The following is a 23275-nucleotide window of genomic DNA, read 5'->3' on the forward strand; positions in this document are numbered from 1 at the left end:
TGTGGTGGTTGGGGCCGGCGGATATCAAAAAGTGTCAGACGTGGGCGGCTGCCGAGCGTCTGCGCGCGAAAAGAAGTGTCGGCCTGCGCCGCTGCCGTTGAGTAGCGCGCTGCTTGCGGGGATACTGAAGCCACGACAAACAGCGTGTGAAAGGATCGATGTATGGCTTTCCGTAAAGACTTCCTGTGGGGCGGCGCGACGGCTGCCAACCAGTGCGAGGGTGCCTACGACGTGGACGGGCGCGGCCTGGCCAATGTGGACGTGGCCCCGCACGGCCCCGAGCGCTATGCGGTGGTCTCCGGCCAGCGCAAAATGCTCGACTTCGAGGACGGCTATTACTACCCCGCACAGACCGGCATCGATTTCTACCACCACTACAAGGAGGACATTGCCCTCTTTGCCGAGATGGGCTTTAAGACCTTCCGCATGAGCCTGGCCTGGACCCGTATCTTCCCCAACGGTGACGAGGCCGAGCCCAACGAGGCCGGCCTGGCCTTCTACGAGGACGTGTTCCGCGAGTGCCAAGCGCACGGCATCGAGCCGCTCGTGACCATCACGCACTTCGACTGCCCGATCCACCTCATCAAGGAGTACGGCGGCTGGCGCAACCGCAAGCTCATCGACTTCTACAAGAACCTCGCGACCACGATCTTCACCCGCTACAAGGGTCTGGTGAAGTACTGGCTCACCTTCAACGAGATCAACATGATCCTGCACCTGCCGTTTATGGGTGCCGGCCTGGTTTTTGAGGAGGGCGAGAACAAGGAGGCCGTCGAGTACCTGGCCGCCCACAACGAGCTCGTCGCCAGCGCCTGGGCAACCAAGATTGCCCACGAGATCGACCCCGAGGTCAAGATCGGCTGCATGCTCGCTGCCGGCACCTACTACCCCTACAGCTGCCGTCCGGGCGATGTGCGCCAGGCGCAGCTCGACAACCAGGACAACTACTTCTTTGTCGACGTCCAGAGCCGCGGCTACTACCCGGCCTATGCCGTCAAGAAGCTCGAGCGTCTGGGCATCGACGTCGGCATGACTGACGAGGACCGCGAGATCCTGGCCGAAAACACCGTCGACTTCATCAGCTTTAGCTACTACAGCACCCGCTGCTCTGCCGGTGCCGACAACCCCGATGTCGAGAAGACCCAGGGCAACGCCTTCGCCGGCGCCAAGAACCCCTATCTGCAGGAGAGCCAGTGGGGCTGGGCTATCGATCCGCTGGGCTTCCGCATCACCCTCAACGACCTGTACGACCGCTATCAGAAGCCGCTGTTTGTGGTTGAGAACGGTCTGGGCGCCAAGGATGTTGTCGAGGAGGATGGCTCTATCAACGACGACTACCGTATCGACTACCTGCGCCAGCATATCGCCGCCATGCGCGATGCCGTGACCGAGGACGGCGTGGACCTTTTGGGCTACACCACCTGGGGCCCGATCGACCTCGTCTCTGCCGGCACCGGCGAGATGTCCAAGCGCTACGGCTTTATCTACGTCGACCGCGACGACGCGGGCAACGGCACCCTCAAGCGCTCCAAGAAGAAGAGCTTTGATTGGTATAAGAAGGTTATCGCCACCAACGGCGAAGACCTGGCCTAAGGGCACTGAGGCACTCAACCTTGGGGCTCCAACCCTCCTCGCGTACCTAAGTACGCTTCGTCGGGCTTGTCGCCCCCAATCTTGAGCACCTCAGGCCCTTAGGAGGTGGACCTGACCGCCGCATTTCGAAAGGCATGCTTTATAGCTTCCTAACCAAGGCGCCCGGCGAGCAGCTTATGCCCGCCGGGCGCTTTGTTAAAAGAAGTGAAAGAAAGCCAAAGAAGTTAAGGCTTGCAAAAGAAGTTAAAACTTGCAAAATTAGTGAAAGCAGGATAGAGCTGACGGGGGAGTGTTCCATGGATGTGCCCATTAATCCGTTTACGCCGACATTTGGCATCGTCCCGCCAATTATGGCCGGCCGCACGTATCTTATTAATGATGTTGTGCGAGCGCTCGACCGCGGCCCCGGCGATCCCAACTTGGCAACAATCTATGTTGGCGCACGAGGAACAGGTAAAACGGCCCTGCTCTCATACCTTAGCTCCGAGGCGCAAAGGCATGGTTGGATTTCGGTTGGCGTGGCTGCTGCTCCTGGAATGCTGGAAGACATTTACGAGCAAACGCGTGAAGTTGCGGCTGAGTATATCGATAGCGGCTTAAATCCTAGGCTCAGAGGTTTGAGTGTGGGCCAGCTATTTAGCGTGGAATGGGAGCCGGAGCAGGCACCTTCGGCAAACTGGCGCACGCGGATGACTCGCCTTATAAAAGCTTTGGACAAATATGACATCGGTTTGCTGTTCACGATCGATGAGGTGTCGGCTTCGTTCGATGAAATGATTAGTTTTGCCTCTACGTACCAGATGTTTGTGCGCGAAGGCCGACGTGTGGGAGTGCTGATGGCGGGGCTGCCGCATCAGGTGTCAATGCTGCTGCGCAACCAGTCCGTTTCATTTTTGCGTCGATCAGTTCAGCACCACTTGGGGAATATTAGTGACAAGGAAATTGCCGTTGCATTGAAGGAGACCATCGAGGGCGGTGGCAGGCGCGTGAGTGCTGACGGCCTTCAGAAGATGGTAGATGCCATCGGCGGTTTTCCGTTTCTTATGCAGCTCGTCGGTTTCCGCTCTTGGGATATACGGCCTCAGGCAGAAGAGATAACCGCCCAAGATGCTGCAAGGGGCATTGCGCTTGCGCGTTCTGACATGGAACAGCGCGTGTTGGCGCCGACGTATTACGAACTGTCCGAAGGCGATAAAGCGTTCTTGGAGGCAATGCTTGCAGACGGGGGCGAGAGCAAGATTGCGGACGTTGCAGAGCGAATGGGCGTAAAGAGCAATTATGCGTCGCAATACCGCGCTCGCCTGATTGAGCAAGGGATTATTGGTGAGCGCGGCCGAGGAAGGGTTGGCTTTGACCTTCCGTATTTTAAGGAATACCTAGAGGAGACCCTCGCTGTCGATTAGTCATTGGGGGACGTTCTTGTTTGACTGGTCGTTTAAGAACACCCAATGACTACTTGCCTAATTATCACCATTGTTTACCAGTACGTTTAACCAAATATACAGTTACTATTTAACCAAATATCAATTCTTTGGTTAACCATATTTACGCATTTCAATTAACGAAACAGATTAAACATGTACTGTTTGAGTTGGCACTTGGGAAATCTCTCGCTGGGCAATCCGTTGCTACGGCTGAGGCCTCTTCGTCGAACCGATACCCCCGGCGAGCAGCTTATGCCCGCCGGGCGCCTTGCCGTCTGCGGATTTTGGGACATGCGGCCCGATTTTTGGGCCCATCTGTCGGTACACTAAAAGCACTATGGGTACCCGCGAGCGACATATCGGTCACGCGGCCGCCCGATCCGCACCCGCGGCGGATCCCAGGGGCGGCAAGCTCTTTGCCATGCCGCGATTCCTTGTTGACATATCGCATCGTGTATACCGCCGCCGCGTCTTTGCTATCGCCGGCGCCATCACCGCGTTGTTCCTTATGCTTTTAGCGGTCTTGCCGGCGCTGTTCGCCTCGGACCCCAAGCTTTCCAACACCGTGCCCGTCTATGGTGAGGTGTCCAAAGAGGTCGCGGACGAGCTTGCCCATACGAGCTCCTTTCCGCTACTTGTCGCCGCAGTCACGTTTTCAATCTGGGGCGTTCTCGCTTACCTGCGCTGCCTGGACTATATGTTGCGCCGCCGCCTTGTTGCTATCGCTGCCATCTGCCCCCTGTGGATGATCGAGGTCATCTTTAAGTACAACTCATTCACGCCAACTTACGCCACGCTGCTTTGGTACCTGTACTACGTGCCCATGACGCTCATCCCGCTGCTCTTTCAGCTATGCGGCATGCGCCTCGTGGGCGTGGAGCAACATCGCGCGGGCCGCCGCTACCGCACGGCCTTGTGGATTGCGGCAGCCCTGCTTATCGCGTTTGTGCTCACCAACGATGCGCACCGGCAGATATTCCACTTTGACCGCGCAAGCGAAACCTGGAGCAACGACTACACGTATGGCTGGGGTTACTTTCTCTTTCTGGCGTGGACGGCTTTTAACGTCGTTGCCTTTTTTGTCCTGGTGGGACGGTCCTCGTCTTATAGAATCCAGCGCTTTTCAGGCACGGCAGCACTCGTGTTGCTGGGCGGCGCGTTCTTTGCCGCTTCGTATGCCCTGCGTGTGCCCTGGGCGTGGAAACTCAACTTTTCGCTGGTCTATTGCGTGCTGTGCGTGGTAACACTCGAGATTTGCCTCGATTGCGGCGTTATCCCGTCGTATCACGATATCGCCGGCATCTTCGATACCCTGCCGCTCGATCTCAAGGTTCTGACGCGCGACTTGCAGGTGGCATATGCCACGCCGATGTCGGGACCAATCACGCCAGATGTGCGCGAAGAGCTTCGTGCGCAGGAGTACGGGCGTGCCCACGCCTTTACCGTGGCGTCTGCCCCCGATGTGATGTATCGAGCTTTTCCGCTGCTGGGCGGGTCGGCTCTCCTTGCCCAGGAGGTCTCGGAACTCAACGAGCTCAATCGCGAGCTGGCGTATCGGCGTATGGAACTGCAACGTCAAAACGAACTGCTCGCGGCCGACTATGACCTTAAGGCGCATTTGGCAGACCAGGAGGCCGAGGCGCTGCTGGTTCAAGATGTGGACCGGGCGCTTGCCCGCGCGCTCGATGAGATGTACAGCCTGCTGAGCTCGCTGCCTCCGCTTACCGACGAGGCATCCTCGCATGAGCGTTACCGCATGCTGCAGTGCGCCAAAATGCTCGTTGCCTATTGCAAGCGCAAAGGGTCGCTCACGTTGGCGCAACACGAGGAGAGCGGCTTTGACCGCGACCGTATTCAGCTGATTGCCAACGAGCTCGCAAGCGATCTGCGCACCATCGATGTCGACTGCGCCTCGATTGTCGCCATACGCCGCCCACTGCACGCCAGTACGGTAAGCGCCCTGTACGACTGCGTGTATGACTTTGCGTTTTTTGCCTACACCACCGACCATCCGGCGCTTATGTATCACTTGGGCGACCATGACCGGTGCAGTGTCGAGCTGCGCGCCACGCTTTTTTCCAACGATGATGAAGATCTTTCGCAGACGCCCGCTGCACAAGAGCTCGAAAGCGCTCTGCAAGGGCGCAACGTGGCATACCGCCTTGAGGGCGAGCCCGGCCAGCTGCGCATGATCGTCTTGATGCCGCGGACGGGTGAGTGACCATGCAGATTCCGCTTATCCTTCCTCAGATTGTTGCGCTCGACGTTGTCTTTGCCCTGGCTGCGTGTCTGCAGACGATCCACGTCCCGCTCATCGCGTCGCGGCGCTCGTCCTATAACCGCAAGGTGATTTGCGCCTACGAGGCGAGCCTTGTGCTTCACCTGATGATTTCGGCGCTCATCTTATTCGCGTCGTCTGGCTCGTATCTGGTGGCGCCGCTTGACGTTTGCGCCAGGGCAATGGGCGGAGTGCTGTGGCTCAATGCCGCGATCTTTGCCTATGGCGTGGTCCTTATGGTGCACTATCGTCGCCCTGTCATGCTGGCCGAGCTGCTGCTTGTTGTCGCCGTTACACCGCCGGTGGTTTTTGCCATGGGCTCGGCGTGGGCCGTTGTCCTTATCGCAGAGGGAGCGTTCTTCCTGTTCCGCTCCATCGCAGCGCTTTTGATGGACGTCCGTAACCGCCAGGAGGACATCACCGCGTTCTCGACGATTGAAACCATCAACGTGATTCCCGTGGGCATTCTGTATCTAGACCCGAGGGGCCATCCGCTGCTCATGAACCGCTGCATGCGCAAAAACCTGGTGGAGCTTCATATGCCCACCGACCTAGGCGATATGAGCGGTACATGGAACGACCTGCGCAAACTCAGTATGCAAATGCCCGAAAGCAGCCAGAGCCGCGTGCGCATCAATTTAGACCGCTTTGGTGAGGCGCGCGTTGTGGTCGAGGTTTCTCCCGCCGAGATTCGCCTGTTTGTGTGCGATGACGTTATGGTCTCGGGCCGTTCGTTCGAGCGCATAATCGGTCTGGATGTGACAGAGTATGCGCATGCGCATGACCGCCTGGCGCAGGCCAACCACCTGCTTGAGCTTGCGGGCAAAGAGCTCCAGGCTCAGATCGAAGAAGTCAAAAAAGTTGCCGACAACGCGGCTTATCTGCGCATGCGTGCCCGCGTTCACGATGTGATCGGCCAGCGCCTGTCTATCCTCCATCGCTATCTGGAGGAGGGGCGTTTGGACGACGAGTCGCTCGAGCAGATTGACCCGTTGCTGCGCTCAATCGCCGCCGATCTGCGCCGTGGCGGTGCCGGCGAGCCTTCGGAGCAGCTGGGCGATATCGTCCACGCCTTCGGCCTGGTGAGCGTGCAGATCGATGTCGAGGGTGCACTGCCCCAGGATGCACGTGTCGCCGCAGCATTCTTGCAGATTATCCGCGAAGCCTCGACCAATGCTACCAAGCATGCGCAGGCACATCAGGTCCACGTGCGCCTGTGGCAGGAGGGGACGGATGCTGGTGCCGTCTCGCACATGACTATTTCTAACGACGGGTCCCCAGCCCCCGTATCGTATCGCGAAGGAACGGGTATCCCAAGTATGAGGCGTGTCGCGCAAGATCTGGGCGGCAGCTTGGAAGTCCGCTCCGCCCCGCCCTTTACGCTTGCGGTATCCATTCCGCTGCACTCCAACGCCACGGTCCAAAGGAGAAGCTCATGATCCGCGTGCTCATCGTCGAAGACCAGGCCATCTTGCGCGAGAGTCTCGCACGCTCCGTTGGCGACCAGTCCGATATGACCGTTGTCGCCGCGATAGCCGATGCTTCCGAAGCCCTCGATGTCGTGCTCAAGGAGCGCCCGGACATGATACTGATGGACGTGTGCACCGAGCACGATTCCAATGGCATCGTGGCGGCAGCGCGTATTAAAGAGGAACTGCCCGAGTGCCGTGTCATCATTATGACGGGTATGCCCGAGATCACCTTTGTCGATCAGGCGCGCGAGGCGGGCGTCGATAGCTTTGTGTACAAGAATGTCGGTATCGACGAGCTGTTTGGCGTGATGCGCTCCACGCTGGCGGGCTACTGCACGTTTCCCAAACCGCCCGAGAGCATTTTCTCGGGCACGGCGGCCCTCGATGATATTGAGCTGTCGATTTTGCGCCTTGCCTGCGAGGGCAAGAGCCGTCGCGAGATTGCGGGCGAGCTGTTTATGAGTGAGGGCACCGTCAAGCGCCGCATCTCGGAGATTCTGAGCAAGACCGGCTACGACAATATCATGCGCCTGGCCGTGCATGCGGTGACCGAGGGCAGCATCGTCCCCAATATGGAGCGTCCGTAATCGATGCTCTCGACCGCGCTTCGACGCTAAAAAGCAGGCCGCCCGCCGCATCGCACCTGGAAGCGGCGGGCGGCCTGTTTGCGTGGGCAGAGCGTTGCTGGCGCAAAGCGACGGGGCCGCAGGATCATTTCCTGCGGCCCCGTCTGGTACGCGCGCGGGTTTGTCCGCCAATCCGCGGCTGTCGATGTCTGTCGCTACGCGATGGTTGCGCTGTAGGAAGCGACGTCCTCGTAGGAATCGGTCAGGTAGGCGTCGATGCCGATGGTCGTGTTGACTAGGCTGTCGAAGCTGTCAAGCGTGCCGTTCGAGAAGGTGAACTCTTCGGTGGCGTTGGTGCCGGGCATCAGGTGGGCCGAGAACCAGGCTTCCTTCATGGTGCCGTTGACGTTTGTCTTGCCGGTGGGGGCGTAGAAGGTCAGGTCCTTGTCGCTCTTGTTGACGATGTTGACGACAAAGCCGATGTCGCCCCAGTCGTCCTGGAACTTCTCGGTGATGGTGATGGTGCACAGGTCGTCATCGGCGACAGTGACGGCGGGGGAGATTTCGACGCTCTGGACATCGCCGTCTTCGACGGCCTCCTCGACTTCCTCTTCCTTCTCGGCGGCATCGCGATCCTTCTTCACGGTACCGGACAGGTCCTTATCGGACTTGCTAAAGATGAGCTTGTCCTCGTCGTCCTCAAGGACAAGCTTGCCGTCCTCGAGCTTCACGTCGGTCGTCTCCTTGTCGACGGTGATACTCGCGGTGGTAGCGTCCTTGGCCTCCCACTTTAGGTCGGAAACTTCGGAGAACAAATCGAGGCTGCCTGTGCCGTCTTCGTCCAGGACCAAGATGCAGCTGATGCCCCATTCCTCGAACATATCCATATACTCATCGGTCAGCTCTTCGCCCTCCGTGGTTCCACCCGAGAGCTTCCAGCTGCCGACAAAGTTGGCCTTGGGGTCTTTGCCGCCGCTGCAGCCCGTGAGGGCAAAGGCGAGCGCCAAGACGCATGTCAGAAATGCGAGTGCGGACTTTTTGAACGTTGTCTTCATGGTGTCCTCCTTCTTGTGTGAAAACCCATAGAAGCAAATGCGGGGGTGGCGGATCCCCCGCCAATTACCAGATAAAGGGGTTAGGGCCTAGGTGTTCCGCAGTTGCTGCAGAACTTGCCGCCGTTTTCGCTGCCGCAGTTGGGGCAGAACCACTTGGCCGGTGCCGGGGCGGGTGCGGGACTGCCACACTCGGGGCAGAACTTACCGGTGTTGGTGGCGCCGCAGCTGCAGGTCCACGTGCCGGCCGCAGGTGCGGCGGGAGCCGGTGCGGGAGCGGGTGCCGGAGCCGGCTGCGGGGCGGTCTGCTGCTGCGCCTGGCCGGCGGCGAACAGCTGGCTGGCGTTCATGCCGCCCATGCCACCTGCCATGCCCATGCCCATAAAGCCTGCCATCGCGCCGTTGGGGTTGGCCGCCGCGGCACGCATCGCGTCGCTCTGGGCGCTGGCGATGTTGGCGGCCGCCATGGTGGGGTCGCGCATGACTGCTGCCTTCTGCAGATCCTTGATCATCTGCTCGTCTTCTTGCGAGGCGGCGATGGAGTTAACGCCAAAGCTCACGATCTCGACGCCGCGCAGGTCACGCCAGTCGGCAGAGAGAACCTCGTTGAGCGCGCGGGCGAGCTCGGTGGTGTGGCCGGGGATGGCGCTGTAGCGGATGCCCATCTCCGAGATCTTGGCAAAGGCGGGCTGCAAGGCGGTGAGCAGCTCGGACTTAAGCTGGCTGTCGATCTTGTCGCGCGTGTAACTATCGGTCACGTTGCCGCATACGTTGGTGTAGAACAGCAGCGGGTTGGTGATGCGGTACGAATACTCGCCGTTGCAGCGCACGGAGATGTCGACGTCCAGGCCAATGTTGTTATCGACCACGCGGAAGGGTACGGGCGAGGCGGTGCCGTACTTGTTGCCGATGATCTCCTTGGTGTTGATGAAGTAGACGCGCTGGTCCTTGCCCGCGTCGCCGCCAAAGGTAAAGCGGCTGCCGATATTGGCGAAGGTCTCCTTGATGGAATCGCCCAGGTTGCCGCTAAAGACGCTCGGCTCGCTGCCGGTATCGAAGACGAACTCACCGGGCTCCAGCGCGACTTCGATGATCTTGCCGTTTTGCACCACGAGCATGCCCTGGCCGTCGTTGACGGCGATGACCGAGCCGTTGGAGATGACGTTGTCCTCGCCGCGCGTGTTGGAGCTGCGGCCACCGGTACGTTTGCTGCCCTTGCAGGCCAAGACGTCAGCAGGCATCGATTCGCAGTAGATAAATTCCTTCCACTGATCGGCCATGACGCCGCCGGCAGCTCCCAATCCAGCTTTCAAGAGTCCCATGGTGATCTTCCTTTCTCGTCAAAGGCCGGGTGGTATTGGTTGGATTGCTTAGTCGTCCTTGTCGTCTTTCATGACAACGGTGGTCTCGGTGTGGCTGAAGGTGTCGTGCTTCTCGGTCAGGTCGAGCTCGCCGCAGTACTCGTCGGCGTGGGTGGCCTCGTTGGCCGTCTTGAGCTGGCCTACCAGTAGCACGTCTCCGATAATCACGATGATCAGCGGCGCGATGATGTTGATGAGGATGCCTTCGATGTCAAAGGTGAGGTAATTCGGATTGAAGGCGTTCTCACCCATAAAGAGAATCTGGGAGAGGATAAATCCGATCACAAAGAACAGCACCGAGGCAACAGCGAGCTTGGGCTTGGAGCAGGGAAGCTCGCCGACCATGCGGCCGGTCTGGCCGTTCATGGCAAACAGGTAGCGCTTGCCGTTCCATGAGGTGGAAAGCATCCAGACGGGGAACAGAGCGTAGTCGCTGTCTTCCCAGGTGTAATCGAGCTGCTTGCTTTCGACCGTGGCATCGTCGTATTCGTCGACGACAGTCTCACGCAGGGCCGAGACCGTGCTTTCTTCCATACGGCGCTCGGCGCGCGCCTTACAGGCCTCGCAATCCTCGTCGTAGCGGTTGGCGATGTAACCGGGCATGTAGGCGACCGAGAACGGACGCAGAGCCTCGTAATCAAACGGCTCGATGGCATCCATATGGCCGTCGGGCATCTTGGTCGATCCATCAACGGGCACGCGCTCAAACGAGATATTGCCCTTGCGGTATGCGTCGTAGTGGTCGATGGTCGTCACCGTGCGGTCGGATTCCTCGCGCACGGTCTCATTGGTCGCATCAAAGCGCACTTCGCCGTCCACGCGGGCGCCGTAGAGCCAAAACGGCACGTAGACGCCTTGAACCTCGTCGATGTGGTTGCCGGTGATAAAGCTCTTGGGTAGCAAGATCTTGCCCTTGTAATGCTCCTTGAGCGCCGCCAGCGCGTCGTCGCGCTCGAGCTTAAACGGAATCACCAGGTCGGGGGAGAAGTCTCCCGAGAGCTGGCCGGGTGCCACGGCGGAGTTGCCGCAGTAGGGACAGGTGGTAACGGCGACCGTGCCGTCCGAGACCAGCTCGGCGCCGCACGACGAGCAGATATAGCCGGCGTTTTGGGCAAGCTCCTGTACCGCGTCGTCGACAGCGGGCTTGGACGCCGTGGCCGCGGCGTCGGCTTTGGCATCCGCCTTGCCCTGGCGCTCGCGATAGAGAGCCTCGACCTCTTCGACTTCAAAGCGCGAATCGCAGTAGTCGCAGACGAGCTTTTGCTCGGCGCTGGCAAAGTGAAGGGGGCCGCCACACGCAGGGCACTGATAGTTGACGCTCTCGAAGGCCATGATCGGTCCTTTCTGCGCCGGGGACTATGCGCCGATGGCGCCGCCGCAGTATTCGCAGCGCCCACTGGCATCGGGAATCGTGGTTGCACCACAGAAGGGACAGGTGACTGCAGTCTTGGGAGCCTTGGCGGCCGCGACGCTATCGCGCGTCTCCTGGCGCAGCTGCACCAGCGCGTCGCGGACTTCGGTTGCCTGGCGCTTGGCCTCGCGGTACTCAACGGATCCGCGCTGCTCGATGGTGGAGTCGTTCACGCGCAGGCCGATCTCGGTAAAGTACGGCGTGTTGACGTGGATGGTCAGGTTAAAGTCGTAATCCAAGTCGTAGCGCGGCGGATCATAGCTCTTGCGCTCGCCGTCCTTGGTCTCGCGATAGACCTCGGTCCGATGCTCGTCGATGTCCATGTCGCAGCCGAGTACCTGCGAAAACTCGATGATGTCGGGGTTGGCGTCGCGCCAGCGGCTCTGCGAGGTAATGATCAGCTTGCCCGCGTCCTCGTCGAGCATGATGTTGGTGCGTCCGGCAGAAAGCGTGCGCGTGGGGTTGAACGACGCCAGGCGTTCGGCGTTGGCCTCGCGGTAGGCGAGCTGCTCGCGGATGTCGTCTGCGGTGCTGGAGCGCCAGCCGCTAAAGAAGGGGGAGAGCTTGCCGGCGCACTCTTTGCACAGGTAGCCTTCGTTGATCTTGGTCTTTCCCAAAAGACCCAGCTCGGTACCGCAAATCGCGCACTCTTTCTTCTCGAACATCTTGTCAAAGAAGCCCATGGCTGCCTCCCATCAACTGGTAGCGTGTGTCACTTTTGATGATGGGTGAGTGCGCAGCCTTTCACGATACCCAAGCGGCTCAAGAAGTCTCCACAACTGGGACACATGGCCCATTTTGGGCAGTCATCGGGGACGTTCTTAAACGACTAGTCGCCGGGGACACTCTTTGCCAAAGGGTGGCACTTGGGGACGTTCCTTTCTGCCGGCACCTGGGGACACTCCTTGTGGGGGGGGGGCTCTTCTCGAGAGACAGGTTGGTTATGGCCCCACCCGCTGTCGGAAATTCGATCAACGCTTTCTAAAAATGTTCAATAGAGGTCAATTCCAATTGAGATTATGTTGAAATATATAAATACTCAATTGGAATTTTGCAGTTATCCCAGTTAAAATAGGAAAAGGGAGGCAAGTTATGCTCAAGCGTAAAATAATCGAGAAAATTGAAAGCTGGAAACAGACTAAAACCGGGCAGGGACTGCTTATTACCGGTGCTCGACAAGTTGGCAAAACAAGCGCTGTCGAGCAGTTCGCCCGTGACAACTATAGAAGCTTCCTGAAAATCGACTTCGTGGAGAGACCCGACGCGGTCGAGCTCATAGGGGAGGCAAGGAGCCTCGATGACCTCATTGTGAGAATCACCGCACTGGCTTCATCGCCCATCGCTTCGGATACAAAGACGCTTCTGTTTTTTGATGAGGTGCAGCGTTGCGGAGACGCCATCACCTGGATGCGTTATCTTGCGCAAGACGATCGTTTCGATGTCATTTACTCCGGCTCCATGCTCGGGATTGAGGCGTTCCATTTTCGGTCGTTGCCGGTAGGTACTATCGATATCCTCGAGATGTTTCCCATGGATTTCGAGGAATTCTCCTGGGCTCTGGGAGTCGACGAATCATTATGGGATGTCGTTCGTGCCTGTTATCGCAAACGGGAACAAGTGCCTCCGTTTATTCATGAACGGTTGATCGAGACGTATTATCGGTATGTCCTTGTGGGTGGCATGCCTGAGGCCGTTCAGCTGTTCGTCTCAACTCATGATACACAGGCGATGCGCGCTCGTCAGCAGGGCATTCTCGAAGCATATCGCGCAGATATCGCACGGTACGCCGAAGCCCCCGCGCATGCTCAACGGATCAGGACGATCTACGATGCCATGCCCGCGCAGCTCAATAAAGAGAACAAGCGCTTTCTCGTTACCGGGATAGACAAGCGGAAACGATTTTTGGATTTGCAGCCTGATTTTGACTGGCTTGTTAATGCGGGCGTTGCGATCCCGGTTAAGAGGGTGAGCGAGCCCATGTTCCCCTTGGGTCTCTCGCGGGAAGACAGTTTTTTCAAGTTCTACCTGAGCGATGTGGGGCTGCTGTTCTCTACTTTTTCTCCCGCTGATGTCGAGGCCATTGTTGCGCAGCGGGAATCGATCAACTTTGGGCAGGCTTTTGAGAATGCGGTCGCCCAGGAGCTGCGCGCATGCGGCTACTCTTCGTTGTTCTACTTTAACGCGGCCAAGGTTGGAGAAGTCGATTTTATTATCGAGGATAAGCGGAGTCCCGTCGTTTTGCCTATCGAGGTCAAATCGGGTAGGTACAGCACAAAGCACGTTGCCCTCGATCGCCTGATGAGCGTTGAAAACTATGGATTGGCTCGGGCGGTCGTGCTTCACCGGGACAACGTGGTGGATGGAAAGGCGATATTGTATTTGCCCCTATATATGGCGGGCCTGCTAAAAGAAATGCCATAGATGAAGGGTTGAGAGCTCTAGGGTAGTCATTGGGGACGTTCTTAAACGACTAGTCGACGGGGACACTCTTTGCCGAGCAAGCAGTCCACGTCGTGCTCCTTCTGGGACAGACGGCTCAAAAACGCTGCACGCCGTGGACTACTGGGGTCAAATTCGCGGCATTTCGAGCTTGGCTTCGTTATCGGGACTGATTCTTTATTAAAATTGAAATCCAAACAGTTGAGCGGCGGGGGGGGGGATTCATGAGAGGCATGGGAGACACAGCCGCATACTTACGTCGGGGCATTCGGGAGATTATATGCCTAGCGCTGTTCTATTTTACGTATTTGGCTGGCGAGTATCTTTTTGACGTGCGCGTTGCCGAGTTTGTGCCGCCGAGCGAGGTCGTTGTCTACGAGAGCTTCATCGTCGGCGCGAGCGCAATCGGCTTTCTTGTGCGTCCCCTTCTGTACTACCGCCGTCCCCGTGCGATCGATACGACAAGCGACATCGCGGGCGTGTTGCTGGCATCGGCGTTGCTGCTGTTGATGATGGCGGCTCAATTTGAGATGCTCATTGCCGGCGGGTTGCTGACGTTCTGCACACTGGGCTACTGCGGATCGACCGCCCATGCCAACTTTGCGCGACGCTTTGCACGGACGCCGTATTTGGCGCGCGTGTTGGCACTTTCGTATGCTTTGGGCGTTTTGCTGCAGGTGCTCAACCATATGGTGATGCCTGCGGGGATTCCGCAGCAGTTTGTTCTTGTTGCCTGTGCGGTTGCGCAGGTGGTACTGCTCCACAACGTCCGTCGCGCCAAGCTACACGGTGAGCCTGAGGTTGGGCGCGAGTCCGATATCGCCGAGCTTTCGGTGGATGCGTCGGAATTTGGCGCCAAGTGGCAAGACGATTCTGAATCAACGGCGGCTTTTCGGCGCGCCGTGGTGCGTCTGACGGTCGCAACCGCCTGCCTTACCGGTGTGTTTGCCGCCCTCAATGCAGGGCTCACGACCTCGCATGCCGCCGGGGCCATCGATTTGGGCGATTGGCCGCGCCTGTTGATGGCGGCGAGCGCTCTAGCTGCCGGCGCCTTGTTTGACCTGCACGGTCGTTCGTATATGAACATCACCATGACTTGCACTGCCATGTTGTCCACGCTTTCGTTCTTTGTCTTGCTCGTCGACGGCAATGGCGGCAATGTGCTTGCGGCCATGGCGATTTTCTATCTGGGTTCGGGCTTCTTCGTGGTGTTTTTTACGACGAAATTTGCTGCCATTTCGGTTTATGCGCACTGGTCGTATCTGTGGCCGTGCATGGGTCGTGTCATCAGCAACATTTGCGCGATGCTCGTGACGGCGCCGGCGGTGGCGATTATCTCGAGCCAGAACGTGCTGCTGGCGGTGGGTGCGGTGCTCGTACTGTTTGTGGGCATTGCGATTTCGCTGCTGGGACAGTTTGGGCATCGGGCAGATGACGCTGCGGTGCCCGGCGAGCTGGCGTTTGCTGCCGATGATCTTGGCGCGGATCGCGCGTCTGCTCAGAGCGAGCCCGCTTCCGCGGAGGTGCCGGAGCTCACGCTCGACGAACGTCTCCATGCCTTTGTCGCCGCCTTTGAGCTTACAGAGCGCGAGCGCGATATTTTGGAGGCCTTGGTCGCATCGCACGAGAGCGTTCAGGATATCGCTGCAACGCTCTTCCTTTCGCGCTCTACGCTCTACCGTCATATCGCCTCAATCAACAAAAAGACCGGTGCCGCCTCGCGCGTGGCCCTCATTAACTTCTTCTGGTCCTGGACGCCTCAAGACTAGCTAATTTGGGACGGGGCTTTTTTAGCTGTTTTGGGCCGCTGCGGCCAGCAGGGGTGGGTCGCGACGGCCCAGACATTCTTGACGATGGTGCCGGCAACGCTACAGCAGCTCGCCGTGGCGGGCGATGTAGCGGCGCTTGGCCAGCTGGGTGAGCGCGATGTAGGAGCCGACGATGCCGATGAGCAGCGCGAAGAAGCTCGTTGGCAGCGGCATGAGCCCCAGTGCATCGGCGATGGGGCTTGCCGGCAGCCAAGTGACGAGCGCCAGGCCCAGCACGGTGAGAACGCACAGCGCGGGCGCGGCGTGGTCGCGCGGGCTCGGCAGGCGCGGGGAGCGCAGCATGTGGATCACGAGCGTCTGCGACCACATGGACTCGACAAACCAGCCACTCTGGAAGAGCGCCGCAAAGGTCGCCATACCCGCGACGTCGCCCGCGGCGGCAAGCTCGGACCAGCTTGCGCCCACGGCGGCGGGGCACACCACAAAGAAGAGCGCGGCGAAGGTCACGATGTCAAACAGCGAGCTCACGGGGCCCAGCTCGAGCATAAAGCCCTTGATGGACGCAGCGTCCCAAGCGCGCGGGCGGGCAGTCCAGGCGTTGTCGACGGTGTCCCACGGCAGTGCGATGCACACGATCTCGTAGACCAGCGACAGCAGCACCAGCTGCAGAGCGCTCATGGGCAAAAACGGCAAGAACAGGCTCGCAGCGGTTACGGACAGCACGTTGCCAAAGTTGGAGCTCACCGTGGTCTTGAGGTACTTGAGCAGGTTGCCGTAGGTGCGGCGGCCTTCGATGATGCCGCGCTCGAGCACGCCCAGGTCCTTTTGGAGCAAGATGATATCGGCGGATTCCTTGGCGATATCGACGGCGGAGTCGACCGAGATGCCGCAGTCGCTCGCACGCATCGCGGCGGCGTCGTTGATGCCGTCGCCCATAAAGCCCACGGTGTGGCCGAGCAACTCGCGCATGACGCGCACCAGGCGCGCCTTCTGCAGCGGCGAGAGCTTGGCGAAGAGGTGGGTGTTCTCGGCGCGCTCGGCAAGCTCGGCGTCGTCGAGCGCATCGATCTCGGAGCCCAGCAAGACGTTGCTCGCGTCGATGCCGATCTGCTCGCAGACGGTGGCGGCGACACGGTCATTGTCGCCGGTCAGGACCTTAACGGCGACGCCCTTGGCCTCGAGGGTGGCGACGGCGCCCGCGGCACTTGCTTTGGGCGGATCGAGGAAGGCCAAAAAGCCCATCAGCACCATGTCGCACTCGTCGGCGATGCCAAACTCGCCCACGCAGCGCGGATCGGTCTTCTGCGCCACAGCAATCACGCGCAGGCCCTCGGCGTTAAGCCCAGCGACCTGCTTGCGAATCTGGGCGAGCTTCTCGTCGGTGAGCGGCTGAGCGATGCCATCGACCTCGACAAAGGAGCAGATCTCGAGCATCTCCTCGGCAGCTCCCTTGGTAACCATCTGGGTTTTGCCTTGGGCGTCGGCTACAACTACGCTCAGGCGACGGCGCGAGAAATCGAAGGGCACCTCGTCGACCTTGGCATAGCGGTCACGCAGGCTCTGGCCCAGCATGGAATCGGGCGCGACGGTCGAGGGCGTCACGTCGGCGCGGTCGATGACGGCCAGGTCGATAAGGTTCTTGAGGCCAGTCTGGAAGAAGCTGTTCAAAAACGCATGGCGCAGCACGCGTGCGTCCTCGTTGCCGTCGGTGTTGAGGTAGCGCTCGAGCACGATGCGGTCTTCGGTGAGGGTGCCGGTCTTGTCGCAGCACAGGACGTCCATCGCGCCGAGGTTTTGGATCGCCGGCAGTTCCTTGACGATAACCTGACGACGGGCGAGGTCCTTGGCGCCCTGCGACAGGCTCGTGGTCACGATGACGGGAAGCATCTGCGGCGTGATGCCCACGGCCACGCTCGTGGCGAACAGCAGCGCGTCGATGACGTTGCCCTTGGTGGCGGCGTTGATGGCAAAGACGGCCGGCGCCATAACGAGCATGAGGCGTACGAGCAGCATGGAGACGCTCGAGACGCCGCGGTCAAACGCGCTCTTCTCGACGCGCCCGTTGAGCATCTTGGCGATGCCGCCCAGGTAAGTGTCCGAGCCGGTGGCAACGACAAGCGCCATGGCGGTGCCGTTTTGCACGGAGGTGCCGGTAAAGACGATGTTCTTGCAGGCAGAGAGTGGCAGCGCAGAGCCGTCGGCGCCCTCGACGACGGTGATGGCAGCGGTCTTCTCGACGGCCTCGCTCTCGCCGGTGAGCGCGGACTCGATCACAAATAGGTCGCGCGCGGTGATGACGCGGGCATCGGCCGGCACCATATCTCCGGCAGAGAGGCGGATCACATCACCGGGGACGAGCTCGTCGAAGGGGATCTCGACGCGCTCACCGTCGCGCAGGGCACAGCAGGTGTTGGAGACCAGGTCCTTGAGGGCCTCGGCCGCATTGCCGCTGCGGGCTTCTTGGATAAACTTCATACCGCCCGATACCAGCAACATGATGCCGATGACGATGACCGTGGAGGGGTCACGCTGCAGCTCGGGCACGGCGAGCACGTCGATGTAGAGCGAGACCAGTGCGAGGGCGGCGAGGATGCCAGCGAAGGGATCGACGAACGCGTCGGCGATGCGGCGGGCGAGCGTCTTGGTCGGCGCTTCGATGGTGTTGGGGCCGACGGCGCTCAGGCGCTCGGCGGCGTGCTCGGCGGTGAGGCCGTTTGCCGTGGCGTCAAGCAGTACGAGAGTGTCCTCAGCACAATGGGTGGCGGCGAATATGGTGTTCTTGGACAGGCCGGCGTGGGCGGCAGGGCGCGCCGTGCGGCGGCGCTTGGAGATAGCTTCGAGTACCGTAGCGGTTTTGAGCATCAGCATAGGGTCCTCCTTGTTGAAGGGAGTTAGCGTACGTGTCGAATTTGCTTTAAAAAACCTAGATGTCGCTCACGTCATACTCGCGAACCACCACAAAGGGGACAGGCACCTTTGTGGCGGTTTTGACGATCGGTTCGTGGCGCTTATGCGAATACGGAATCCTCGCGGCGTGCCGAGGGCGACATGCAGGTTTTTCGACTATGACTGCCTTCCATGGCACACCTCCTTATGGACGGGCGCAGCGCGCTTTGGGTATCTCGTACCCGTTTTAATCCGCCCGTATTCTTGATGAGGGGGTTTGACATGTCAACCCCCATTGTTCGGAAAACCGTTGCCCCTGACAAAGCCTTTACAGAATGCCGTGGCCTCAAAGCGCGCCCGCATCGACGCTTCGCCTGCGCTAAACTGGAAGGCACGTACGCGATTACGAGAGGAGCCCGCATGGAGGCTTACAAGCAAGAGTTCATCAAGTTCATGGTCGAGTCCGACGTTCTTAAGTTTGGCAGCTTTACGCTCAAGAGTGGCCGTCAGTCCCCGTTCTTTATGAACGCCGGCGCTTACGTGACGGGCTATCAGCTCAAGAAGCTGGGCGAGTATTACGCCCAGGCCATCCACGATAATTTTGGCGACGACTTTGATGTGCTGTTTGGACCGGCCTACAAGGGTATTCCGCTGGCCGTCGTGACCGCCATTGCCTACCACGAGCTGTACGGCAAGGAGGTCAAGTACTGCTGCGACCGCAAGGAGGCCAAGGACCACGGTGCCGATAAGGGCAACCTGCTGGGTTATGAGCCCCAGGACGGCGACCGCGTGGTGATGGTCGAGGACGTTACTACCAGCGGCAAGTCCATCGACGAGACCTATCCCAAGGTCATGGCTGCGGCCGATGTCGAGATCAAGGGCCTTATCGTCTCGCTCAACCGCATGGAGGTCGGCAAGGGTGGCGTGACCACCGCTCAGAAGGAGATCGAGGCCAAGTACGGTTTCCCCGTCGCGAGCATCGTCTCTATGGACGAGGTCGTCGAGACCCTCTACAACCACGAGATCGACGGCAAGGTCGTCATCGACGACGAGCTCAAGGCCGCCATCGACGCCTACTACGAGCAGTACGGAGTTCGTTAGTTACGCGGGTTTACCAACCCGCGTAACCACTTGACGCTGCAAACCCGCCAGAGCGGCAATCTGCCTTTCAACTTCGGCGGCATGACCAGAAGGTCAATGCCGCCTCGTTTCAAGGCACCTTGCTCGCTCTGGCGGGTTTTCGCTGTCGTTGCCAAAACATCGGCGGTGCCGTTGCCGTGGGGGTACTCATTGGGAACGTACTTAAATGAGTGCCCGCAGAGTGAGAGTGGATAATCGCCCGTTTTTGGTCTGTTTGCGGGCTCAAAGTGGGAGATTATCCACTCTCGTCATTTTGGCACTTGGGGACGTTCCTTTTGTGCCGGCACCTGGGGACACTCCTTGTCGAATGTGGACCGCCGGTTGCTACGCGACGGTGATGGCGACCTGGGCGTAGCGGGTGCAGGGGCGCTCGGCGTGCGTCTGCATGGTGAGGGTGAGCACGAAGCGGTCGCCGGGTCGTGCGTCGGCGGGTACGACGAAAACGGCGTCCACCGTGCATTCCTGCCACAGCGACAGATTTTGGGAACCTGCATAGCTCGACGGGTCCACGGCGACATCCCAATGTGCGTCGAAGCCCCGGCCGTCGGGGTCGACGATGGTCGCCGCCAGGGCGACGCGCTCGCCGGTTGCGGCGCTGCGGTCGGCCGTGACCTCGACAACGTGTGCCGGATGCGAGCAGGCCGCCGGATCGTGGGCGCACCATTGCGCGCGGGCGGCAAAGTCCTCCTGATAGGCACGCAGATAGGGATTGGGATTGTCGTCTGCGGGTGTGCTGATGTCGGCAAGGCCGGCGGGCGCGTTCGCGTCTGCATCGGGATGTCCATCAAGAAACATGCGGCCGAGCAGCGTGTCGAAGTCGCGGTCGTCGATGCCGCGCAGGCCAAACGGCAGCAGCGGAATATAGGTCATACTGTCGCCTTCGGCCATAAAGTCGCCGCGCTCAAACTGCATCGCGGGCATGCCTTCCAGGCCCCAATCCAGACGGGCATGCTTGCCAAACTGAAAGCGCTCGGGCTCGTTTTCGTAAACCTTGCCATCGCCATAGAGCATATAGCGCGCCATGAGGGGGCCGTTGCCCTGCGTGAGATTTTGCTCAGGCCAAGGAGCCTTAAACAGCGGCAGTGTATCGGGCTGAGCGATCTTGGCGTCGACATAGCCGCCATACATATAGGGAACACGCCAAAAGATGAGGTCGGGAAAGAGCTCGCGTCCATGGTCGAGCCATGAGTTGTCCTGCCCCACGCCATCGGCCACGCCCAGCACGCGCACCTTCTGATAGACCCGCTGCTGCACGGCGGGCCACTCGGGCGTGCTCTGCCACTGCTCGACGATGGACATGAGCGCACGAACGATGGTGTTCATACCACCCCAGGAAAGGAGCCACAGCGTGCGCGGGTCGTCGTCCATAATGGCGCGGGCGATGACGCGCGAACCAGGCGTCTCCTCGCGAACGTCGCCCTCAAAGGCAACGTTGCCCACATAGGTACGCTCGATCATTTCCGCTGGCGTGGGGAAGGACGGCTCGTCGGCGGCCTGCGCGTTGGCGTTCAGCGTGGGCCAAGCGTCCGAATACTCATTGCTCCAAAGGCTTTCGATCCAGCCCTCGGGGAAGGGACGGTACTCCATGAGCGAGCCGGCCTCGGGATCGGGCTCATGCGGAACGACATCCCAGGTATAAGAGCGCACACCTTTGGTGCGCCAATGCGCATTCACCTCGCCCAGCGTATGGACGCCGTCGCCAAGAAAGTGATACTGCGAAGCCGTGTACACCACAGCCTGCACATCGAGCACATTGAGATACAGAGCCAAATGAACCAAAGAGTTCATATCATCGACTTCCATATCGGTAGTAACAATCACCCGAGTCAAATCATGAGACATAAGAACAGCTCCAACCAAGAATCTTTCAGCCAGTTACGCGCAAGGCAAGACGGGACCCACGCCCCCATCGCCACCGACCCGGCGGCCCACCGGAAGCGCCCGGCCAGCGTTTCGAACAACGTAAACTTAGGGGGTCCTGACCTTTAGTTTTGTAAACATTCCGCAGCGCGGGCCCGTTTATCCGATGCTCCGGAGGAGCAGGATGAACGGGCCCATGCGCGAGGACGTCTACAAAACTAAAGGTCAGGACCCCCGATGGGATGGCTATCTCGAAACCCTGGCCGACCACTCCCAGCAGCCCACCGGCTCGCCGTCGATGAGTACGTTGCCCCCGTCGAAGTCTTGATAACACAGGTCGTTGAACTGGTGGATCCACACGCCGTGATTGAACGTCTTCTTGGGCGAGCCGTCGGCCTCGCGGTACACGCCGGTCAGGTCCTCGACATGGCTAAAGTAGGTGAGGTGCACGTTGGCGTCGGCATCACGCAGGCGCGCCGTGAGCGGCAGCACAGTCTGCTGCGGGAACACGAGCTCGTCGCCCTTGGAGTGCGTAAACCACAGCGGCGTCTTGGAGAGTGCGGCCACGTCCTCGTCCGTGGCGTTGTACCACGGCGCGCAGCAGGGAAGGCCCGCGGCGAAGAAATCGGGGTAGTCGGCGCACAGGCGCAGGGTCATAAAGCCGCCGTTGGAAAGGCCGGCGACCACGATGCGATCGGTGTCGATGCGGTCGGCATGCTCGGCGACAAACTCGTCGATGAGCGCCTTGAGCACGGGGGAGTAGATGCTCTGGTTGGAGCGACCGAGCTGCTCGACGCTGTTGTCCATCCAAAACGTGGGCGACTGCGGCACAAGAACCCAGGCAAAGCCGCCAAAGTAGCGCTGGATCTGCTTTTGCGAGAGCGCTGTCACGCGGTTGCCGGTGTAGGCACGCGTTGCGCCCTCGCCCTGTGTGGCGCCCTTGCCCTCGCCGGCGCCGTGCAGGTACACGATCAGCGGCGCCTTCTCGACGGCGGGCGTGTCCTTGGGCGCAAACGGGTTGAAAAGCGCGGAGTCAGCGGGCTCAAAGCTCGGCTCAAAATAGCCGTACTCGAGCGCGAAGCCGTCGACGGGCGTCTGCTGCACGGCGTTATGCCAGCCCTTGAGCGCGGGGCAGATGTCGCCGCGGCTGCGATCGAAGACGAGGCCCGCGGTGGGGTCATCGCCGTCTTCGCCCGGGAGGGCCACAAGCTGCGTCACGCGCAGGTGGTTCTCTATATAGCGCGAACCCAGCACGCCACCCTCGATCTCTTTGGTGAGACGCACCTCGGGCGTCTCGAGCGCTACGTGTGTGCCCTTGGGTAGGGGCTGACCGTTCTCATCGCAGGGGTAGGCGGCGAGGACCGGCACGTAGCCCACGGAGGGCGCTGCGTGATCGGTGCCGTGCTCCTTGCGCATCAGGACCTCGCCCGTGCGCTCATGGCGGGCACAGTAGATATTGAACGTGTGCTCGTTCACGTCGTTGGCGCGCACGGTACAGGGCAGGTCGAGTACGACCTTGCTGATCCAGGGGCCAAAATCGCCCAGCGTGGTGACGGTTGCGTAGGTACACGATTTGAGTTCCATGAGCTACTCCTTTGTGCCGCAAGTACTAAACAAAAGCGGCAATACAGACTAAACATGTTTAGTTTAATGCAGAATTGTAGAATGAGCAGATGAACTCGGTAAACGGTAAAACTGAACACGCAATGAACTACTAAACAGACGTTTACTATTAACTAGCAGGACTTTTGTTGAGGATCTAGCTCGTTACAAAGGTGTTTATCAAAATAAAAGCCCACATAAATAGCCATATATCAATATCTGGTCAAATAGACGATCTTCTACCGTCTAAATACGCTTATCCCCGATTTCCTACCGTTCACCGGACTCCAGACGGCAAAATCGCCACAAATCAGGCACTCCGTGTAAACTAAAGCCCGTAAACGTTCAGTAAACAAATTGTTTACCGCAACGTTAAAGCCCGGGCCGCCGTAAGGGGTTATAGCGGTAAGGGTCCATGCAAG

At 59.6% G+C, this 23275-nt stretch carries 15 protein-coding genes; 8 read left to right on the top strand and 7 right to left on the bottom strand.

The annotated features are described in order from the left end of the window. The first annotated feature begins 162 nt into the window (after positions 1-162). The 5 genes from DXC90_RS08810 to DXC90_RS08830 all read left to right on the top strand — a co-directional run bounded on the left by DXC90_RS08810 (position 163) and on the right by DXC90_RS08830 (position 7354). A complete protein-coding gene (locus DXC90_RS08810; protein ID WP_117735647.1) occupies positions 163-1593 on the top strand; it encodes a 6-phospho-beta-glucosidase in 1431 nt (476 codons plus the stop codon). 296 nt (positions 1594-1889) lie between these two features. Further along, complete coding sequence (locus DXC90_RS08815) at positions 1890-2996, top strand: ATP-binding protein (RefSeq protein ID WP_117735670.1); 1107 nt, start codon at positions 1890-1892, stop codon at positions 2994-2996. A 442-nt stretch (positions 2997-3438) separates the two neighbouring features. Further along, entirely contained in the window at positions 3439-5238 is a 1800-nt protein-coding gene (locus tag DXC90_RS08820) for a histidine kinase N-terminal 7TM domain-containing protein (RefSeq protein ID WP_158550256.1), read from the top strand. A 2-nt stretch (positions 5239-5240) separates the two neighbouring features. Then, positions 5241-6734: a sensor histidine kinase gene (locus DXC90_RS08825; protein WP_117735649.1), complete on the top strand. Its 1494-nt coding sequence runs from the start codon at positions 5241-5243 to the stop codon at positions 6732-6734. Then, positions 6731-7354: a response regulator transcription factor gene (locus DXC90_RS08830; RefSeq protein WP_117735650.1), complete on the top strand. Its 624-nt coding sequence runs from the start codon at positions 6731-6733 to the stop codon at positions 7352-7354. Before DXC90_RS08825 ends, DXC90_RS08830 begins: the two co-directional genes overlap by 4 nt. Positions 7355-7548: 194 nt before the next feature. Here the strand turns inward: DXC90_RS08830 and DXC90_RS08835 are convergent, their stop codons facing one another. The 4 genes from DXC90_RS08835 to DXC90_RS08850 all read right to left on the bottom strand — a co-directional run bounded on the left by DXC90_RS08835 (position 7549) and on the right by DXC90_RS08850 (position 11840). Beyond that, on the bottom strand, positions 7549-8388 hold the full coding sequence (locus DXC90_RS08835) for a hypothetical protein (RefSeq protein WP_117735651.1): 840 nt from the start codon (positions 8386-8388) through the stop codon (positions 7549-7551). An 80-nt stretch (positions 8389-8468) separates the two neighbouring features. Continuing rightward, positions 8469-9707 (bottom strand): SPFH domain-containing protein, encoded by a 1239-nt coding sequence (locus tag DXC90_RS08840; protein ID WP_117735652.1) that lies wholly within the window; start codon positions 9705-9707, stop codon positions 8469-8471. 48 nt (positions 9708-9755) lie between these two features. Next, entirely contained in the window at positions 9756-11078 is a 1323-nt protein-coding gene (locus DXC90_RS08845) for a hypothetical protein (protein ID WP_117735653.1), read from the bottom strand. Positions 11079-11102: 24 nt separating this feature from the next. Next, positions 11103-11840 carry a DUF4428 domain-containing protein gene (locus DXC90_RS08850; RefSeq protein WP_117735654.1) on the bottom strand — a complete coding sequence of 246 codons (738 nt, stop codon included), beginning with the start codon at positions 11838-11840 and terminating at the stop codon, positions 11103-11105. Between the two features lie 409 nt (positions 11841-12249). Here DXC90_RS08850 and DXC90_RS08855 point away from each other — a divergent pair, with 409 nt between their 5' ends. Together DXC90_RS08855 and DXC90_RS08860 are read left to right on the top strand one after the other, a co-directional pair. After that, entirely contained in the window at positions 12250-13578 is a 1329-nt protein-coding gene (locus DXC90_RS08855; RefSeq protein ID WP_117735655.1) for an ATP-binding protein, read from the top strand. Between the two features lie 251 nt (positions 13579-13829). Further along, on the top strand, positions 13830-15365 hold the full coding sequence (locus DXC90_RS08860; RefSeq protein WP_158550257.1) for a helix-turn-helix domain-containing protein: 1536 nt from the start codon (positions 13830-13832) through the stop codon (positions 15363-15365). Positions 15366-15464: 99 nt separating this feature from the next. On the opposite strand, the gene mgtA is transcribed toward DXC90_RS08860, so the two are convergent. Beyond that, on the bottom strand, positions 15465-18233 hold the full coding sequence (mgtA, locus tag DXC90_RS08865; protein WP_117735657.1) for a magnesium-translocating P-type ATPase: 2769 nt from the start codon (positions 18231-18233) through the stop codon (positions 15465-15467). Positions 18234-18671: 438 nt separating this feature from the next. Between mgtA and pyrE the strand changes: the two genes are divergently transcribed. After that, entirely contained in the window at positions 18672-19352 is a 681-nt protein-coding gene (gene pyrE, locus DXC90_RS08870) for an orotate phosphoribosyltransferase (RefSeq protein ID WP_117735658.1), read from the top strand. Positions 19353-19715: 363 nt separating this feature from the next. Here the strand turns inward: pyrE and DXC90_RS08875 are convergent, their stop codons facing one another. Both DXC90_RS08875 and DXC90_RS08880 read right to left on the bottom strand, forming a co-directional pair. Further along, complete coding sequence (locus DXC90_RS08875) at positions 19716-21233, bottom strand: nucleoside hydrolase-like domain-containing protein (protein ID WP_117735659.1); 1518 nt, start codon at positions 21231-21233, stop codon at positions 19716-19718. A gap of 264 nt (positions 21234-21497) precedes the next feature. Continuing rightward, complete coding sequence (locus DXC90_RS08880) at positions 21498-22835, bottom strand: PHB depolymerase family esterase (RefSeq protein ID WP_117735660.1); 1338 nt, start codon at positions 22833-22835, stop codon at positions 21498-21500. Positions 22836-23275: the final 440 nt, after the last annotated feature.

Source organism: Collinsella sp. TF09-1AT (assembly GCF_003436895.1).
In the GTDB taxonomy this organism is placed as follows: Bacteria; Actinomycetota; Coriobacteriia; order Coriobacteriales; family Coriobacteriaceae; genus Collinsella.

Bases quoted from the DNA above. Each gene is read 5' to 3' on its own strand.
- DXC90_RS08810 (WP_117735647.1), top strand. From the start codon at position 163: ATGGCTTTCCGTAAAGACTTCCTGTGGGGCGGCGCGACGGCTGCCAAC.
- DXC90_RS08815 (WP_117735670.1), top strand. From the start codon at position 1,890: ATGGATGTGCCCATTAATCCGTTTACGCCGACATTTGGCATCGTCCCG.
- DXC90_RS08820 (WP_158550256.1), top strand. From the start codon at position 3,439: ATGCCGCGATTCCTTGTTGACATATCGCATCGTGTATACCGCCGCCGC.
- DXC90_RS08825 (WP_117735649.1), top strand. From the start codon at position 5,241: ATGCAGATTCCGCTTATCCTTCCTCAGATTGTTGCGCTCGACGTTGTC.
- DXC90_RS08830 (WP_117735650.1), top strand. From the start codon at position 6,731: ATGATCCGCGTGCTCATCGTCGAAGACCAGGCCATCTTGCGCGAGAGT.
- DXC90_RS08835 (WP_117735651.1), bottom strand. From the start codon at position 8,388: ATGAAGACAACGTTCAAAAAGTCCGCACTCGCATTTCTGACATGCGTC.
- DXC90_RS08840 (WP_117735652.1), bottom strand. From the start codon at position 9,707: ATGGGACTCTTGAAAGCTGGATTGGGAGCTGCCGGCGGCGTCATGGCC.
- DXC90_RS08845 (WP_117735653.1), bottom strand. From the start codon at position 11,078: ATGGCCTTCGAGAGCGTCAACTATCAGTGCCCTGCGTGTGGCGGCCCC.
- DXC90_RS08850 (WP_117735654.1), bottom strand. From the start codon at position 11,840: ATGGGCTTCTTTGACAAGATGTTCGAGAAGAAAGAGTGCGCGATTTGC.
- DXC90_RS08855 (WP_117735655.1), top strand. From the start codon at position 12,250: ATGCTCAAGCGTAAAATAATCGAGAAAATTGAAAGCTGGAAACAGACT.
- DXC90_RS08860 (WP_158550257.1), top strand. From the start codon at position 13,830: ATGGGAGACACAGCCGCATACTTACGTCGGGGCATTCGGGAGATTATA.
- mgtA (WP_117735657.1), bottom strand. From the start codon at position 18,233: ATGCTGATGCTCAAAACCGCTACGGTACTCGAAGCTATCTCCAAGCGC.
- pyrE (WP_117735658.1), top strand. From the start codon at position 18,672: ATGGAGGCTTACAAGCAAGAGTTCATCAAGTTCATGGTCGAGTCCGAC.
- DXC90_RS08875 (WP_117735659.1), bottom strand. From the start codon at position 21,233: ATGTCTCATGATTTGACTCGGGTGATTGTTACTACCGATATGGAAGTC.
- DXC90_RS08880 (WP_117735660.1), bottom strand. From the start codon at position 22,835: ATGGAACTCAAATCGTGTACCTACGCAACCGTCACCACGCTGGGCGAT.